General features: G+C 62.7%; 14 protein-coding genes and 3 pseudogenes. 9 read left to right on the forward strand and 8 right to left on the reverse strand.

Annotated features, from left to right (window positions below; genetic code table 11):
- Window positions 1-37: 37 nt before the first annotated feature.
- From AQUI_RS0125110 to AQUI_RS0125155, 9 genes and pseudogenes are all read left to right on the forward strand, one after another.
- The gene (locus AQUI_RS0125110; RefSeq protein ID WP_027259980.1) at window positions 38-976 is read left to right on the forward strand and encodes a LysR family transcriptional regulator; all 939 of its coding nucleotides are present in this window, start codon (window positions 38-40) and stop codon (window positions 974-976) included.
- A gap of 100 nt (window positions 977-1076) precedes the next feature.
- Window positions 1077-1943, forward strand: a complete 867-nt coding sequence (locus AQUI_RS0125115) for a PhzF family phenazine biosynthesis protein (protein ID WP_027259981.1) — start codon at window positions 1077-1079, stop codon at window positions 1941-1943.
- Window positions 1940-2935 carry an ornithine cyclodeaminase family protein gene (locus AQUI_RS28830; RefSeq protein WP_051371985.1) on the forward strand — a complete coding sequence of 332 codons (996 nt, stop codon included), beginning with the start codon at window positions 1940-1942 and terminating at the stop codon, window positions 2933-2935. The genes AQUI_RS0125115 and AQUI_RS28830 overlap by 4 nt, the downstream gene beginning before the upstream one ends.
- A gap of 91 nt (window positions 2936-3026) precedes the next feature.
- Window positions 3027-3449, forward strand: a complete 423-nt coding sequence (locus AQUI_RS28835; RefSeq protein WP_051371986.1) for a hypothetical protein — start codon at window positions 3027-3029, stop codon at window positions 3447-3449.
- A gap of 2 nt (window positions 3450-3451) precedes the next feature.
- Window positions 3452-4192, forward strand: a complete 741-nt coding sequence (locus AQUI_RS0125130; RefSeq protein WP_027259982.1) for an SDR family NAD(P)-dependent oxidoreductase — start codon at window positions 3452-3454, stop codon at window positions 4190-4192.
- 61 nt (window positions 4193-4253) lie between these two features.
- Window positions 4254-4877 carry a TetR/AcrR family transcriptional regulator gene (locus AQUI_RS29525; protein WP_051371987.1) on the forward strand — a complete coding sequence of 208 codons (624 nt, stop codon included), beginning with the start codon at window positions 4254-4256 and terminating at the stop codon, window positions 4875-4877.
- 22 nt (window positions 4878-4899) lie between these two features.
- The gene (locus AQUI_RS0125140) at window positions 4900-5814 is read left to right on the forward strand and encodes a DMT family transporter (protein WP_211236049.1); all 915 of its coding nucleotides are present in this window, start codon (window positions 4900-4902) and stop codon (window positions 5812-5814) included.
- A gap of 77 nt (window positions 5815-5891) precedes the next feature.
- Window positions 5892-6550: pseudogene (locus AQUI_RS31625) on the forward strand (transposase family protein); the annotation flags it as partial.
- Window positions 6551-6645: 95 nt separating this feature from the next.
- Window positions 6646-6828 carry a hypothetical protein gene (locus AQUI_RS0125155; protein ID WP_211236073.1) on the forward strand — a complete coding sequence of 61 codons (183 nt, stop codon included), beginning with the start codon at window positions 6646-6648 and terminating at the stop codon, window positions 6826-6828.
- Window positions 6829-7296: 468 nt separating this feature from the next.
- On the opposite strand, the pseudogene AQUI_RS0125160 reads toward AQUI_RS0125155, so the two are convergent.
- The 8 genes and pseudogenes from AQUI_RS0125160 to AQUI_RS28855 form a co-directional block, all read right to left on the reverse strand.
- Window positions 7297-7569: pseudogene (locus tag AQUI_RS0125160) on the reverse strand (ABC transporter permease subunit); the annotation flags it as partial.
- A gap of 320 nt (window positions 7570-7889) precedes the next feature.
- Window positions 7890-8564, reverse strand: a complete 675-nt coding sequence (locus AQUI_RS0125165; protein ID WP_027259988.1) for an ankyrin repeat domain-containing protein — start codon at window positions 8562-8564, stop codon at window positions 7890-7892.
- A 56-nt stretch (window positions 8565-8620) separates the two neighbouring features.
- Window positions 8621-9100: a GlcG/HbpS family heme-binding protein gene (locus AQUI_RS0125170; RefSeq protein ID WP_027259989.1), complete on the reverse strand. Its 480-nt coding sequence runs from the start codon at window positions 9098-9100 to the stop codon at window positions 8621-8623.
- Window positions 9101-9190: 90 nt separating this feature from the next.
- Entirely contained in the window at window positions 9191-9799 is a 609-nt protein-coding gene (locus AQUI_RS0125175) for a response regulator transcription factor (protein ID WP_027259990.1), read from the reverse strand.
- Window positions 9796-11319 carry a sensor histidine kinase gene (locus tag AQUI_RS28845; RefSeq protein ID WP_156916914.1) on the reverse strand — a complete coding sequence of 508 codons (1524 nt, stop codon included), beginning with the start codon at window positions 11317-11319 and terminating at the stop codon, window positions 9796-9798. Before AQUI_RS28845 ends, AQUI_RS0125175 begins: the two co-directional genes overlap by 4 nt.
- A 223-nt stretch (window positions 11320-11542) precedes the next feature.
- On the reverse strand, window positions 11543-11815 hold the full coding sequence (locus tag AQUI_RS31630; RefSeq protein WP_027259991.1) for a hypothetical protein: 273 nt from the start codon (window positions 11813-11815) through the stop codon (window positions 11543-11545).
- Between the two features lie 124 nt (window positions 11816-11939).
- Window positions 11940-13219, reverse strand: a pseudogene (locus AQUI_RS28850) (IS91 family transposase).
- 45 nt (window positions 13220-13264) lie between these two features.
- Window positions 13265-14020, reverse strand: coding sequence for a tyrosine-type recombinase/integrase (locus tag AQUI_RS28855; protein WP_084294554.1), 756 nt, complete (start codon window positions 14018-14020; stop codon window positions 13265-13267).
- Between the last annotated feature and the right edge of the window lie 213 nt (window positions 14021-14233).

The raw sequence follows: 14233 nt of genomic DNA on the forward strand, positions 1-14233 counted from the left end.
TGCCAGGAATACATTGATATAACTATGATCCAGATTCATGAAACAGATCGACACCCTTCTGCCCAAGCTGATCCAGAGCTCGCCCTTGCTGGAGGCAATAGCCGAGGAGCAGAACTTCACCCGCGCCGCGGAGCGCCTCGGCATCGAGCAATCGGCGGTCAGCCACAGGATCAAGGCCCTGGAGGACGCGCTCGGGGTGCCGCTGTTTGACCGCACAACCCGCCGGATCATGCCGACTGAAGCCGGCCGTATCCTGTGTGACGCCGCGCAGCACAGCGGCAGCGCCTGGCGCGCTGCTCTCACCCGGCTGCATGACCTCAAGACCAGCCGCAGCCTGCGCCTGTCGGTTTCTTCCTCGGTGGCGATGAAATGGGTTGTGCCCGCCCTGCAGCGCGCGCAGGACAGCGGGCTGGATCTTCTGGTCGACGTGGATGACCGGCTGGTCGATCTGCACGCAGGCGAGGCCAAAGCCGCAATCCGCTATGGGTTGGGCCCTTATCCCGGGCTGCATTCCGAGCCTCTGCTGCAGGCGGTTCTGCTGCCAGTCAGCCGGCCCGGTTACCTGGGGCCGGTGCCTCTGCAGGACTATTGCCGCCAGCCCGGCGCCCGGCTTCTGGTGGATCGCTTCGGCGAAAGCGACGGCACCGGTTTCAGCTGGCAGGAGTATTTCGCCGGCCGCAGCTGGGATATTGAGTTCGAGCGCTCGGTCAACGCCTTTGCCCGCGCCGATCTTGCCATTCAGGCCGCCATCGGCGGCATGGGTATTGCGCTGGGGCGCAGCCTGCTGGTGGAAAATGATCTTGAGGCCGGATTCCTGGAAACTGTCGGCAAGCCGGTAAAATCCCGCGCCCGCTACTGGCTGGTCACCACGCCGGCCAATGCCGCCACCGACGGGTATCAGGCCCTGCGGCAGTGGATGCATGAGGAAATTTCAGTAATTCGCGCACAGCAATCAAAGATGTTCAGCATGGGCTGATCTCCACATTCATGAGGCAGCCTCATGTACATATGGCTCACCCCGCGCCCTGTTTCTGAGCTAACCAGCAGGCAGATGCTCAATTCAGCGGGGGTGCGGCATGCACTATGTCCTTTGCGATGCCTTCTCGGATGGCCCGTTCACCGGCAACAGCCTGGCAGTATTCCCCGACGCGCTGGCGCTGGACGGCCGGCAGATGCTGCAGCTGACCCGGGAGCTCAAGCACTTTGAATCCGCTTTCCTAACCGGGCAGGCACTCGCGGACGGAAGCCGGCCATTGCGTGTTTTCGACCTGGAAGAGGAGCTGCCGTTTGCTGGACACCCGCTGCTCGGTGCTGCGGCCGTGCTGCATGACCTTGAGCAACCCGCTGTAACGGCAAAGATTGCCTTTGCCTTAGGAGAACGCCGGGTGACTCTGCGTTCTGCCCGCCGCGCAGCTGGGTTTGACGTTTGGATGGATCAGGGAAAGCCTCTGTATTTGGCAGAGCTGAACGGCCCCGCCGCCCGACAACTTGCCAGCTGTTTCTCGCTGGCGCTTGAGGATCTTGCCCCGGGCCTGCCGCTGGAAGTCATCTCGACCGGGCTGCGTTATCTGGTGGTACCGGTCCGGCAGGGTTTGGACAGGGCGGCTATCCGCGTTCCCGAGCTAGAGCAGCGGCTTGCGGACGTAGGCGCTCAGTTTGCTTATCTGTACGACGTCCACCGGACCGAAGGGCGCCATTGGACCAACGACGGACAGATCGAAGACATCGCAACCGGCAGCGCCGCAGGCGTCATCGGCGCTTATGCCCATAAGCACGGGCTGCTGAACGCGGCCAACACGTTGGAACTTAAGCAGGGGCAGTATGCAGGCCGCCCCAGCCGTATTTCTGTACAGGTCGTCAGTGGACCCGATGGGATCAGTGCTATCCATGTTGGTGGTCGGGTAACAATCCTGGGCACCGGCCGGTTCGGGGTGCTGCCATGACACCTGCCCTGCGCCATATCACCCGCGAAGAAATCTCCGCCCGGCTGTCCCACGCGGCCCTGCTATCTCCAGTGCGCCAGGCGATGATCGCCTACAGCGCAGGAAAGGCAACGTCGGCGGCTCAGGTGCTGTTCCCTGCGCCGGGCGCCGATGTGCATGTCAAAAGCGCGGCTCTGCCTGGCACCCCCATTTTCACCGTCAAGCTCGCGGGCTGGTCGGAAAGCCTGAAAGCAGACACCGGCAGCGGCCATAGCGGGCTGATTCTGGTCTGTGATTCCAAGAGCTGCCAACCGCTTGCATTGCTTCACGACGGCCATCTGATTTCCGACTACCGGACCGGCGCCGCCGGCGCTTTGGCCGCGCATAGCTGCCTGTCTGCCGGACCAGTGGATGCAGCGTTGCTGGGTGCCGGCACGCAGGCGCGCCATCAGATACAGGCACTTGCCCAATTGCGGGAGGTCCGAAGCCTCCGCATCTGGGCGCGCCGGCCTGGGGCGTCCAATTCGCTGGCGGCGGCTTTGCGGGCTGAGCTTCCGGGAAGCCGGGTTTCAACTGCAAGCAGCCCGTCCGGGGCAATGCGCGGAGCCAGGCTGGTGGTGTGCGCCACCGCCGCGTCAGACCCATTGTTTCAGGCCGCAGATGTGGAGCCCGGCCAGACAGTTATCAGCATCGGCGCCGATGACGAAACAAAATGCGAGCTGCCCCCGCAGCTGCTCGCCAAGGCCGACAGGGTCTTTACCGACAGCCTCGGACAATCCCGCGCCTATGGCAATGCAGCCCGAGCCCTGTCTTCGGGCCTGCCGGAGGCAGAACTTGGGATGCAGGAATTGGGCTCTGTTTGGGCCAAGTATGACCGGCTGCGCAGCAGCGAAGGCCAAGTCATCGTCTGCAGCCTAACCGGGTTGGGCGTGCAGGACCTTGCTGCGGTTTCAACCTTATTCAACTGGGAAACACCCCGGACGAACTCCGCACCCGCGCAAAAGACCGGATAAAGGCGGCGGCCTTAAGGAACCCGCCGCTGAGAGCGGGACCTGCCGCCGCCTTTTCACAATGATCGATGTGAAAACCTAAGGAAACACGAAAATGACCGACACTCTAGGCTGGAAAATCGAAGGCCATTCGTTCCGGGACGGCAGCCTGCTGGCAGATTGGGAAAAGATCTACCAGGACAGCACCTGGCACTGGCAGTACGACACCCACGAGATGACCTTCGCCATCTACAAACACGATGGCCAGTACTGGAAACTGTATCATGCCCGCTTTGTGCAGCCCGGCGCCGATGAATATTCTTATGGCTTTGGCGGCCAGTCCTGCCGGATGGTGGAGGTGGAATACACGCGCCGTGCGCGCTCGACTCATTCTCGCATGCTGATGGAAAAGGGCGACCGCCAGTGGATCCGGACCTACGAGTACGATCCCGCGATAATGACCGTCATCACCGCCGGTGAGGAGAACGGAAAATACGGCGCGCCCTATACCGAAATCCGCAAAAAACAGTGGGCCTGACCATGGCCGGGCCTCTTTGCATCATCACCGGCGTCGGCGACGCCACTGGCAGCGCCACCGTGCGCAAGTTCCTCTCGCAAGGCTACCGGGTTGCCATGATTGCCCGCAAAGCTGAGCGCTTGCAGGCGCTGGCAGACCAGCTCCCCGGCGCGCAGGCCTATGCCTGCGACATCTCCGACCTGCATGCCTTCGAAACCTGCCTGGCAAGGATCGAGGCGGACATGGGCGTGCCCCGGGTACTGGTGCATAATGCGGTGTCACACAGTTTTGGACGGTTCCGCGAGCTGGATCCGCTGGAGATCGAACGGAACTTCCGGGTCAACACTACTGCCTTGCTGGTCTTTGCCCGCTTCTTTGCGGACAAGATGGCCGCCAGCGGCGGCGGGGCAATCCTGGCCACTGGCAATACCGCGTCGCACCGCGGTGTGCCGAACTACGCATTGTTTGCCCCGACCAAGGCCGCGCAGCGCAATCTGTGCGAAGCACTGGCACGTGACCTGGGTCCGGAAGGTATCCATGTCTGCTACTTGTCGGTGGACGCCGCCATCGACGCGGCCTGGCTGGGCGCCAGCGACGCAGAGCGCCCCAGCTGGCTGGTGCCGCCCGCAGACTGGCCGCAAGCGCGGGAGGATTTCTTCGCCCACCCCGACGGCATCGCAGAGGAAATCTATCACCTCACCCACCAGCACCGGACCACCTGGTCCTTTGAGACCACAATCCGCCCCTTTGCGGAAAAGTGGTGATCCCCGCAGCCGCGGTGGGCGGCCTCAGCCTGCCGCGGCCTCAATCAACAGGAAGGGCCTCATGGGAAGGCACAAGGAATTCGACCCGGACGATGCCGTGGAAGCTGCGCTCAAGGTGTTCTGGCGCAAAGGCTACCATGATGCCTCTCTGAAGGATCTGATCGCCGGCACCGGTGTCAACAACTACGGGCTTTATTCAGTCTTCGGCTCCAAACACGGTTTATACTTGGCCGCTATTGAGCACTACAACCGGGATGTAACCGGCCCGCTGGTCCGCAGCATCGCCCGGGCAGGCGCCAGCCCCGAAGGGCTGCGCGGCGCCTTGCAAGGAGCAAGAGAGCGGCTGACCCCAGGCGGCGAGCCGCTGGGCTGCTTCGTCTGCACCAGCATGGTCGAAATGTCCGGAACCGATGAGAAGGCTGCTGAACTGGCAGCCCGCAATCGCCGGATACTGTCGCAGGGATTTGCCAGGTTCTTGCAGCGGGCAGCGCCTGAGGACACGGAACCCGCGCGCCGCGCAAAGGCGGGGCTACTGGCCAATGGCATGTACACTCTCGGCCTGCTCATCCGGTCGCGCAGCCCGGAACCCCTCATCCTGGATCACCTCAGCGGCCTCTGCGCCCTGATCCGTCCCGCCGCACGCTGCCAGGCAGGCAGCAGCAGCAGCCTGCATCTTAATGATTGATGTGTTTAAGGAAGAAACCACGATGCGCTGGACACTGTTTCTGATCTTCCTGGGGCTGGCCTGGGGAGCAACCATACCACTAAACAAGCTCGCCGTGGCGGGCGGGCATTCCACTGCTGCCCTGGTCTTTTGGCAGCAGCTGGCCGGGTTTGCCCTGCTGCTGGCCTGGCAGTCTTTCCGGCGGCTGAAAGGGCAGCGCAGAGGAGCCAGATCTCAATGGGGTCTCTATTTCATTGTTGCGTCGCTGGGTACGCTGCTGCCGCACGGGCTGAGCTTTGCGGCCGTCAGCATGGTGCAGGCGAACATGATGTCCATCGGCATCGCCGTCACCCCGATGGCAGCCTACCTGATCGCCCTCGGCCTGGACCGGGAAACGCTCAGTCTCCGGCGCGGCTCCGGTCTGCTCCTAGGTGCCACGTCGATCCTCCTGCTGCTGGGCATTTCGCTCACGCTGCTGGGCCAGCAGGCAGCCTGGGGCATAGCCATCGCCTTGCTGCCCGGGCTGTGCTACGCGGCCGAGAGCAACGTGATTGCCGCCCGCACTCGCGACCGCTTCGACCCTGTCGAAACGCTGCTCTATGCGTCCGGCCTGTCTTGCCTTCTTGCTCTGCCCCTGGTCCTTGGCATCGGCACCGATCCGCTGGCCCTTGCCACCCTCTCGCTGTCCTTTACAGCACTCATACTCTCCGGCCTGCTGCATGTTCTGTGCTACGCAGCTTATTTCGCAATCCTCGCCCGGACCGGCGCGGTCTTTGCCAGTCAGGTGGCCTATTTCGTGACAATTGGCGGTTTCTTGTCCGGAACTCTGTTCCTGAACGAGACAGCGCCGCCCGCCCTGATTGTTTCCTTAGGACTGATGGTGTTGGGGGTCGGGTTGGTGCAGCCTCGGTCACAGCAGAGACAAGGGTTGGATATCGCCGATAGTTTCAACCGTTAAGGTCAGGATGCATTGATTTCCGATTTGCCGTGTGATGATTCGCCGTGTGATTCAGAGCTCGAAAACGAGCGGTGTACATGTCTGATCTTTTCTGGCTGGGCGACGCGCAGATGGCGCGTCTTGAACCCTTCTTTCCCAGGTCCCCCGGCAAGCCTCGCGTCGATGACCGGCGCGTTTTGAGCGGGAGTGAGGAGGATCAGAAAACGATCCAGTGAATCGTTTTCCCGACGAACCTTCATCAACCGCAATGGATTGCGCTGGCGGGACGCTCCTGCTGAATACGGTCCGCACAGTGAGGCGGGACCGTCGCCCCAGCGGGGCGGCGTCAGCCCGGTGAACGCTTTACAGCCGGTGGAAGCGCTGGAGCGAGAATGGCATCTTCGCTCGAATGATGGCCGGGCCGGCCTCCGGTCACAGGGAAGAGAAGACTGTGATGATCCCCTCTCATCGAAACTGCGTTTCGACTGCCGGGCAGTGGACGCCTGATCCCTTGCCCGGCAGGGCATTGCGCAGCAATGTCCCGAGAGGGGCCGGACCAAAGGCGGCATGAACACGAAGCTGCATGCCATCTGCGACCGCCAGGGCCGGCCGCTCAGCCTGTTTATCACCGCCGGGCCCCTTCTCGGCGATGCAAACATCGCCTGTCAGGCGGCGGGTCAGCGACGACATCGGCGCGCGGGCGCTGCTAAGCAGCTTGCCAAAAGCCGGTTGGCTGCTTGGGGACCGTGGCTATGAACCGCCCCGGGTTTGCCGGAGGCGGTTCAAACCCTTACAGACGAAGGTGTGGCTGGCAGAGCGAGCGATGAGCTTCACGAGCTGCTGGATCGGGTTGTGGTTTCATACGATCATGATGCCAAGAACCACATCCTGGACATGCAGGGCAATTTGATCGCCATGCCTAAAAAAGCAAAACCCGCCGAAGAGGCGGGCATTGGCGATGCGGAAAGTTCGCTAAAGTTGGTTGCGGGAGCAGGCAACCGCCGTTTCCTACCGCAGTTGGTTACCGCTGTATGAACGGCACAAATGGGCGCAAAGCTGAAGGCAGATTGCGAAAATGCCGGACAGCGTTTTATACTAGCACGTCCCGCTGAGTGTTTTTAACCTGTAGAATGAAAAAAGCATTCCTGCCGATACCGCCTCGAACTTGAGAAGCAGTTTGAATCCGATCCACCAGGTGCCGGGACTGAATACCTAGACATTGGTGCTCGCTTGTTTTGAGAAATTTCGACTGTCAGATGCACTAGGGGTGCATTTAGTTACCCTTGATCTGTGACCCAAAGGCTGGCAGATGGATTTGGTATCCGCCGGGACCTTGAACTGCGGCCGGATTGCTGTGCCGTGTTTCATATCTGTCCGGGAGCGCGCATTTGCGCGAGATTTCAGGCGCTCACGGCGGCCGCCTGCTCGGCCGCCGGTCGGAGTAGTTGCGGAGGATCCAGGCAATCATTTCTCCTTTTCCAAAGATACGCCTTGCGAAATGGTTCAACGCCGCTTGCCCGAGAAAGCCCCCTGAACAATCCTGTCGATAGTGATTGCGCAGAAAAGGATGGCAAAGCCGCCTAGAATGCCTGGGCCCTTGGCCGCATGCTGCAGTGCCTCAAGGATTGATTTGCGGAGCCCGCCTCCACCAATCAGCGAGATCATCACAACCATAGACAGACACATAAGGATCGTCTGGTTAACGCCCGCCATTATAGATGGCAGAGCCAACGGCACTTCTACATCCTTCAACATTTGTGCTTTGCTTGCCCCATATCGGCGCAAAGCACCGGTCACGATAGTGAGTTTGGCCGGGAGCAGCACTCTATGAGGCAGTGAAATACTGGATCGCAGAACTGAAAGCCTGCCTTGGTCGATTGCCATCGACAGTCGCCTCTCAGGGGTTTTGAAGGCGGTCGCAAGCCAGGATCATAGCGCGGCGTGCGAATCACAATTTCGCAGCAGAACGGTGCAGGAGGGACAATACATGAGACTGTGCCTCGCCGCCGGTCGCGGCGGTACAGGCGTTGACGCGGCAGGATCTGGGCATTGCCAACAACCAGCGGATTGAAGCACCTGCCGCTTGTTCGCACGGGTCAATTCTGGTTGCCCAACAGGGACAGTATCTCGAGGTATTGACGGTCTTCTGCATGGTCACGCGGAGTGGCACCGTCACGGTCTCCGATTGTTTGATCTGCACCCGCCGCGACTAAAAGCTCGACCACGGCCTGGTGATCCGGGCCACCGTCCCCCAGGATCACCGCCTCGATCAGCGCGGTCCAGCCGAGGTTGTTGACATGATCGAGCGGCGCCCCGGCGTTGATTAGACGGCGCACCACCTCGACATAGCCCAGATGCGCGGCGGCGATCAAGGCGGTGCCGTCATACGGGCTGGTAGTCAGGCCGGGGTGGTTGCCCAGTTCGATGGCCAGCGACATCAATTCGGGGTCGTCGGCCACGGCGGCGATGGTGACTACGTCATAGGCCTGCCCTTCGAGTGCGTTGAGATCCGCCCCGGCCTTGGCCAAGGCGCGCAGGGTGGCGTCCTGCGAGGCGAAGGCAGCCACGTGGGCGGGGGTGCGGCCACGCCGGTCGCGTGCATTGAGATCGGCGCCGCCAGCGGCGAGGCGGTCAATCCCGGCGACATCGCCGGTCTGGGCTGCGCGGTGCAGCCCGTCGTAAGCGGCAATTTCCGCGGCCGAGGGTGCGGTTTGGGCCAAGGCGGGCGACGCGAGGGTCAGAATGGCGGAAAACAGGAGGAATTTGAGCATTTAATGTCTCCGATGTGGATAGGCAGTCCGAAGGGATGACCGGCCGCCCGACGGGATCATTTTGCGCCGATGGCATCAAGCCCGGCGCGGGCGCAGGCCTCGTCCAGGTGGCCTCCGGGGGCGCCGCCGACACCGATGCCGCCGACCAGCGCGCCACCAATCCTGATCGGCAGGCCGCCGCCTTGGATCACCATGCGGCGGTCCATGTAGCGCAGGCCGTCATGTTGCGGGTTTTCACCGATGAAATTGGCCAGACCGGCGGTGTCGCGGCCCATCGAGGCCGAGGTGAAAGCCTTGCCCTGGGCGCTGCCTACGGTGTGCGGCCCGGAATTGTCGGCTTTCAAATGCACCTTGGTTGCACCGTCACGGGCGACGATGGCGACGCTGACATTGTAGCCGTCAGCGGCACAGGCCCCAAGCGCGGCCTGGGCGGCCTTGGTGGCCATGTCGAGCGGCAGATAGGCGGCAGTGGGTAGCTCTTGCGCGGCCAGGGTGGCGGGGGCCAGAAGGGAGGCGAGGATCAGTTTGCGGATCATGGCGTGTCTCTTTGTCAAAATCGATTTAGAGAGACTATGGCGCGAAGGGCCGGCGCGGTATTCGTAGACCTTGCACGCATCTCCGTAGTTCTACGGACTGTCGCGGCCTTCGAGCCATATACGGGTCAGTTCGGCCTGCGAGGTGGTGCCCAGCTTGGCGCAAATCGCGGCACGGTGGCTTTCGATGGTGCGCGGCGACAGGCCGAGGCCCTCAGCGATCTGTTTCGATGTGAAGCCCTCGGCGATGCGGTCAAGCACCTGTGCCTCGCGCGGGGTAAGCGATTGCAAGAGGCTGCGCGCCTCAGCCTTTTCAGCCTCCGCCAGCAGGCGCCGTTCCAGGATTTCATTGCCTTTCTGAATGGCGTCGATCAGGTCCTGTTCATCGATGGGTTTCGACAGAAAATCGACTGCGCCGTTGCGAAAAGCCTGCCGGCAGGCTTCGATATCGCCGTGGCCGGAGACGACGACAGTTGGCCAGCCGATGTTCCGTTCTGCCAGCTTTTCCTGAAGCTTCAGACCCGAGATCAGCGGCATCCGAATGTCGAAGATCAAGCAACCGGGGGCAAGCCCGTCGAGCCGCGCCAGAAATGCCTGAGGATCGGCAAAGGGCGTTACGTCCACGCCGACGGTCGACAGCAGCAGGGTCAGCGCATCGCGCACTGCCTCGTCATCGTCGACCAGATAAACCGGATGTGTCATTGCGCGGCCTCCGCAATGGGAGCCGTCAACGGCAGGTCGATCCGGAAGACCGCTCCGGGGTTGCCTCCGCCATAGGAAATCGTGCCGCCCGCGCGTTCGATCAGGCGCTGGCTAAGCGCCAGCCCCAACCCGGTGCCTTCGGCGCGGGTTGTCATGAAGGGCATGAACAGCTGGGGCACCATGCCGGCCGCGACGCCGGGGCCGTTGTCGGCAATATCGAGGGTAGCAGTATCACCGCTGCTGCGCAGCGTGATCTTGACGCGTGCCTGGGGCGTACCCTCAAGCGCCTCGAGTGCATTACGCAAGACGTTGTGGATCACCTGTTCGATTTCCACCTGATTCACTGTCACCGTGACTGGGTGGTTTGTTGGGGCGGCCTCGAGGGTGACACCCCGGCGGTGCGCCTCGGCCGACAATAGCGCGCGGACATTGGCGATTGCATCGCGCAGGTCAATCGGTGCGGTGCCGGCGCGCTGCGGACGCGACCAGTTGCGCAGCCGTTCCAGGATCGTCGAGGCGCGCCGGGCTTGGGCGATGGTGCCATCGAGCGCCGAGGCCACGGCATCGCTGTCGCCTCGCGCCAACAGGCGCTTGCCGGCCTGGGCCTGGGCCAGGATCGCGGTCAGGGGTTGGGTCAGTTCATGCGCCATGCCACTGGCCATTTCTCCCATCGCGTTGACCCGCGCAGCATGGCTGAGCTGGGCTTCCATCCGGCTGAGGCTGGCCTGTTGTTCGGCCGCGCGCACCCGGCGGCGTTGCCGGGATGCAGCGGTGACTGCAGCATAGAGAAGCCCGGTCAGCAACAGCACAAGCGCGACCTGCGCGGGCGGCAGGAGATCGGCCGGGCGCGTCCGCATTGCAGTTTCCAAAAGCAGGGGTTGCGAGCCGCTTCCAAGAGATTTTGCGAACCGCGCCGCGCTCATACCCGAGGATTGGACCAGCACCGTGCCATCCGGCAGGGACACCCGGAAGCTGGCCTTGTCCTGCGCCCAAAACGCGGCGTTGCTGTCGAACAGTTGGGCGGCATCGACGCTGAGCGCCAGGGCATAGAGTGCCTGATCCGAGTTCGGGCTGCGTTTGATCAGCAGGTAATGCTGCGTTTTTTCCGGGTGCGGCAACATCACCGGGACACCGGTGGAGCGCGCGGCGGCAGCGCGGATTTGCTCGGCGGTGTCGGCCGAAATGACCATCGCACCGACGATGTCCCGAGCGGGATCCAACGGCACAAGCTGCACGTCGCCGATCCGCGGGTAGAACCTTGAAATTGTTGCTGCGACGTCGAGGAAAAGATCGTTGCGCTGTCCCGCGCCGGCTACGGCAATGGCCGACAAAGCCGTCAGGTGTGCATCGTGTTGACCAGCCCGTTGCGAGGCAAGCCGTTGAAGTGTGGCGCTTTCGCTGTCGAGCCGGGCGGAATGAAGCCAAAACTGTATCACCGCGAGGCCTGCCAGCCCCATAACCCCCGCCATCAGAGTGGACAAAGCCCGCCGCGTTGCCTTGCTCCCGAAGAGTGATATCATCTGCGTTGTGCTCATTGGGCAAGGCTAACATGGCGCGCTTGAACTCCAAGGCTATAAGCTCATACCAGAATGCCGACTGCTTCTGAGCACTGTCGGCGGTCACTGCGGCATTTCTGCTCCAACACGAGGATTTAGCCCGCGGCAACCATGGGAATATTTCTGGACTACCCCGTAACCGTCCTCTACCAGAGCAAATGACAACTCTGCCACTTTACGACACCGTCTAATCCGGCTGCGTCGGTGCAATCCACCCGCGATCAATGACGGCAAAGCTGCAGGTTTCTCGGACGCCACGCGCGACGTTTGAGTGATGCGCGGCCTTGCCTGGCGTCGGAGAAGCGCGCAAGCGGGAAATCGCAGTGCTGGAATTGGGCAGGCCAGCTGGCTCCATGGGGGTTTGAAGCGGTTGATTGCCTTGGTTCTTGTTCTGCAGGTTGGGCCAACTGCGCTCGTTGCAGGCAGCTTCGGCACGGATTTTGTGAGCTTTGAGGGGCATGCGCCGCCTCTCGCGGGGCTCGGCAACCTTCGCACCTCTCCTATCCGGGCTGCAGGCATGCCGGATTGGCCGCAAGCGGTATCGTGAACAGCGGCAATTGGACTTCCGGTCTTTGGCGCGCATGTCATGCGGCAGCCCTCGCTGTTCCTGGCGGCGCCCTGGGGCGTCGTTCTGGCGTGATGGTTTCGGCGATGATCAACCGCCCGCCGCAGCAGGGGCATGGCAGCGCGAGGACCTGGGCAAGTGCATCGGCGTCACCGGCCGTGCCATCGTGCGCGAGACCCGGATCTGACTGCCCGGCCCCGAGCCGTTCCCGGATCCTGGCGATATTGGCGGCACGGTTGCCATTCCCGAAGAAGCCGTAGTGGCGGATGCGATGCCGCCCCTTGGGCAGGACATGGATCAGGAACCGGCGGATGAACTCGCCGGCCTTCAGGGTCATGCTGGTTTGCCGCCCGGGGCCGTGGACGCGGTAATCCTTGACGCGGAAGGTGAGGCCCCGGCCGTCCATGCGGATCAGGCGGCTGTTGGAGATCGCGGCACGGTGGGTGTAGCGCGACAGGTATGCCAGCCCTGCCCTGGGTCCGGCGAAGGGTTCCTTGGCATACAGGACCCAATCGATCCTGCGCAGCGGTTGCAGAAACGCGTCGAAGGCTGCGCGATCCACAAGCCCGGCATGATCGCCGAAGAAGTGCAGCTTCCCGGCTTTGTGCAGCCCGGCCAGCCCGTCCAGGATGAGGCGGCGGTACAGGCGTGACAGCACCCGGACGGAGAGGAAGAAGTTCCCGCGGCAGGCGATCCAACCGGTGCCATCCGCAGACAGGCCGCCGTCCCACTGCCTGGCAGGCGATTGCGCAGCAATCTGCCGAGAGGGGGGGGCACGATCATGTGGACATGCGGGTGGTGCGTCATCGCCGAGCCCGTCGTGTCGAAGACGCGCTTCCGGCACGATGTGTGCAGGACGGATGTGAGGCCGGCCCGGGCGCCAAGGTGCTTGGGGCCGGCGGCGATCCGGATCACCGTGTCCGCGCTTGATCGCATCAGCAGATTGCAGATCTCCCGCGTTCGCCAATGTCTCTCGGACCATTGGCGTTCCATTGGCTCACTCTGCCGGGCGATGCCGGCGATTGGCTTCGGCAGCGCGAAGACCAGGTGGAAATACCGCACGGGCAGCAGCTCGGCCTCGCGCGCCGCCAGCCAGGCCTTGGCCGCACCCGCCTGGCATTTGGGACAGTGCCTGTTCCGGCACGAATTGTAGGCGATGTGTTTATGCCCGCAGTCTTCACATCGCGCGGCATGACCGCCAAGCGCCACCGTGCGGCAGCGCTCGATGGCGTTCATCACCTTCAACTGATCGAGGCTGATATGGCCCGCATTGGCCGCCCGCCAGGCAGCACCATGCATGCGGAAGATATCCGCGACGTCCAAATGTGATGGGGGCAAGGCGCGCTATGACGCGCATTTCTTGCCCTTCTTGTGCTTGGCCGGCCTCAAATCGTCCAGCAGATGCGTCGCAAAGGAATGGCGCAAAGTGTGCAGCGTCACCGGCTTGGTAATCCCTGCGGCCCGGGCCGCCTGCTTGAACAGCCGCGAAATCTGGCGGGCCGAGAGGTGTTTGCCGCGATAGCCGGGGAAGAGAACCCGCTCGGGTCCGGGCACGCCCGTGTTCTGGCTCGCGGGGCGTTCGGTCCACCACTCGCGCAACAAACCCAGAATGTCCCCGGGCAGCATCATGTTGCGGTCCTTGCGGCCCTTGGCCTGCACAATGCGGATGATCTTCTGTTCCCCGCCGTGTCGAAGACGCGCCTCCGGCACGCTGTCGCCGACCTTCAGGCCGGGCGCCATGGCGAGGATGCGCCTGACCTCGTTGCGGCTCAGCACAAGCGGCACTTTCACCGGTTCCTTCAGGCGGAAAACCTCGGCTGCCAGATCATGCCGCCGCAGGGTGACCCGGAACAGAAACTTCACCCCGGTCATGGTTTGGTTGCGGGTGCAAATGCTGGTCCCGGTCTCGATCAGATGCAGCTGTAAGTGCTTCACGTCATCCGGTGAGACTGTCTCCAGAGATCGCCCGAGCCAGGAGGCAAACCGCTTGCAGGCCCGCAGGCGGCTGGTCGGCGATGCCGGTCCGAGATTGCGTGCCGGCCTATCCGCGATCATGCGCGCCCGAAGGGATGCCGCCGGTGCAGGAGGCTGCTTGGTCATGGCAAAACCCTCTGTCAACCGAGGCAAAATCACCTCGGCCAACAGCACACACCCGACATCGAAAACCGCGAAACACATCCCGCTTCAGTCCAACACCGGCCACGCAGAGCCCCTATCGCGGAGCGATTTAGTGCAAGCGCACAAAGCACCCGTTCATGCTTATTGCGGCATTCGGAAAATAGGGTTCTCAGCCGCCGAAGGCTAATGCAGCAG

The organism is Leisingera aquimarina DSM 24565 (assembly GCF_000473165.1).
Lineage (GTDB): Bacteria > Pseudomonadota > Alphaproteobacteria > Rhodobacterales > Rhodobacteraceae > Leisingera > Leisingera aquimarina.

Excerpts from the sequence above, each read along its gene's own strand:
- AQUI_RS0125110 (WP_027259980.1), top strand. The coding sequence starts at position 38 with ATGAAACAGATCGACACCCTTCTGCCCAAGCTGATCCAGAGCTCGCCC.
- AQUI_RS0125115 (WP_027259981.1), top strand. The coding sequence starts at position 1,077 with ATGCACTATGTCCTTTGCGATGCCTTCTCGGATGGCCCGTTCACCGGC.
- AQUI_RS28830 (WP_051371985.1), top strand. The coding sequence starts at position 1,940 with ATGACACCTGCCCTGCGCCATATCACCCGCGAAGAAATCTCCGCCCGG.
- AQUI_RS28835 (WP_051371986.1), top strand. The coding sequence starts at position 3,027 with ATGACCGACACTCTAGGCTGGAAAATCGAAGGCCATTCGTTCCGGGAC.
- AQUI_RS0125130 (WP_027259982.1), top strand. The coding sequence starts at position 3,452 with ATGGCCGGGCCTCTTTGCATCATCACCGGCGTCGGCGACGCCACTGGC.
- AQUI_RS29525 (WP_051371987.1), top strand. The coding sequence starts at position 4,254 with ATGGGAAGGCACAAGGAATTCGACCCGGACGATGCCGTGGAAGCTGCG.
- AQUI_RS0125140 (WP_211236049.1), top strand. The coding sequence starts at position 4,900 with ATGCGCTGGACACTGTTTCTGATCTTCCTGGGGCTGGCCTGGGGAGCA.
- AQUI_RS0125165 (WP_027259988.1), bottom strand. The coding sequence starts at position 8,564 with ATGCTCAAATTCCTCCTGTTTTCCGCCATTCTGACCCTCGCGTCGCCC.
- AQUI_RS0125170 (WP_027259989.1), bottom strand. The coding sequence starts at position 9,100 with ATGATCCGCAAACTGATCCTCGCCTCCCTTCTGGCCCCCGCCACCCTG.
- AQUI_RS0125175 (WP_027259990.1), bottom strand. The coding sequence starts at position 9,799 with ATGACACATCCGGTTTATCTGGTCGACGATGACGAGGCAGTGCGCGAT.
- AQUI_RS28845 (WP_156916914.1), bottom strand. The coding sequence starts at position 11,319 with ATGATATCACTCTTCGGGAGCAAGGCAACGCGGCGGGCTTTGTCCACT.
- AQUI_RS31630 (WP_027259991.1), bottom strand. The coding sequence starts at position 11,815 with ATGCCCCTCAAAGCTCACAAAATCCGTGCCGAAGCTGCCTGCAACGAG.
- AQUI_RS28855 (WP_084294554.1), bottom strand. The coding sequence starts at position 14,020 with ATGACCAAGCAGCCTCCTGCACCGGCGGCATCCCTTCGGGCGCGCATG.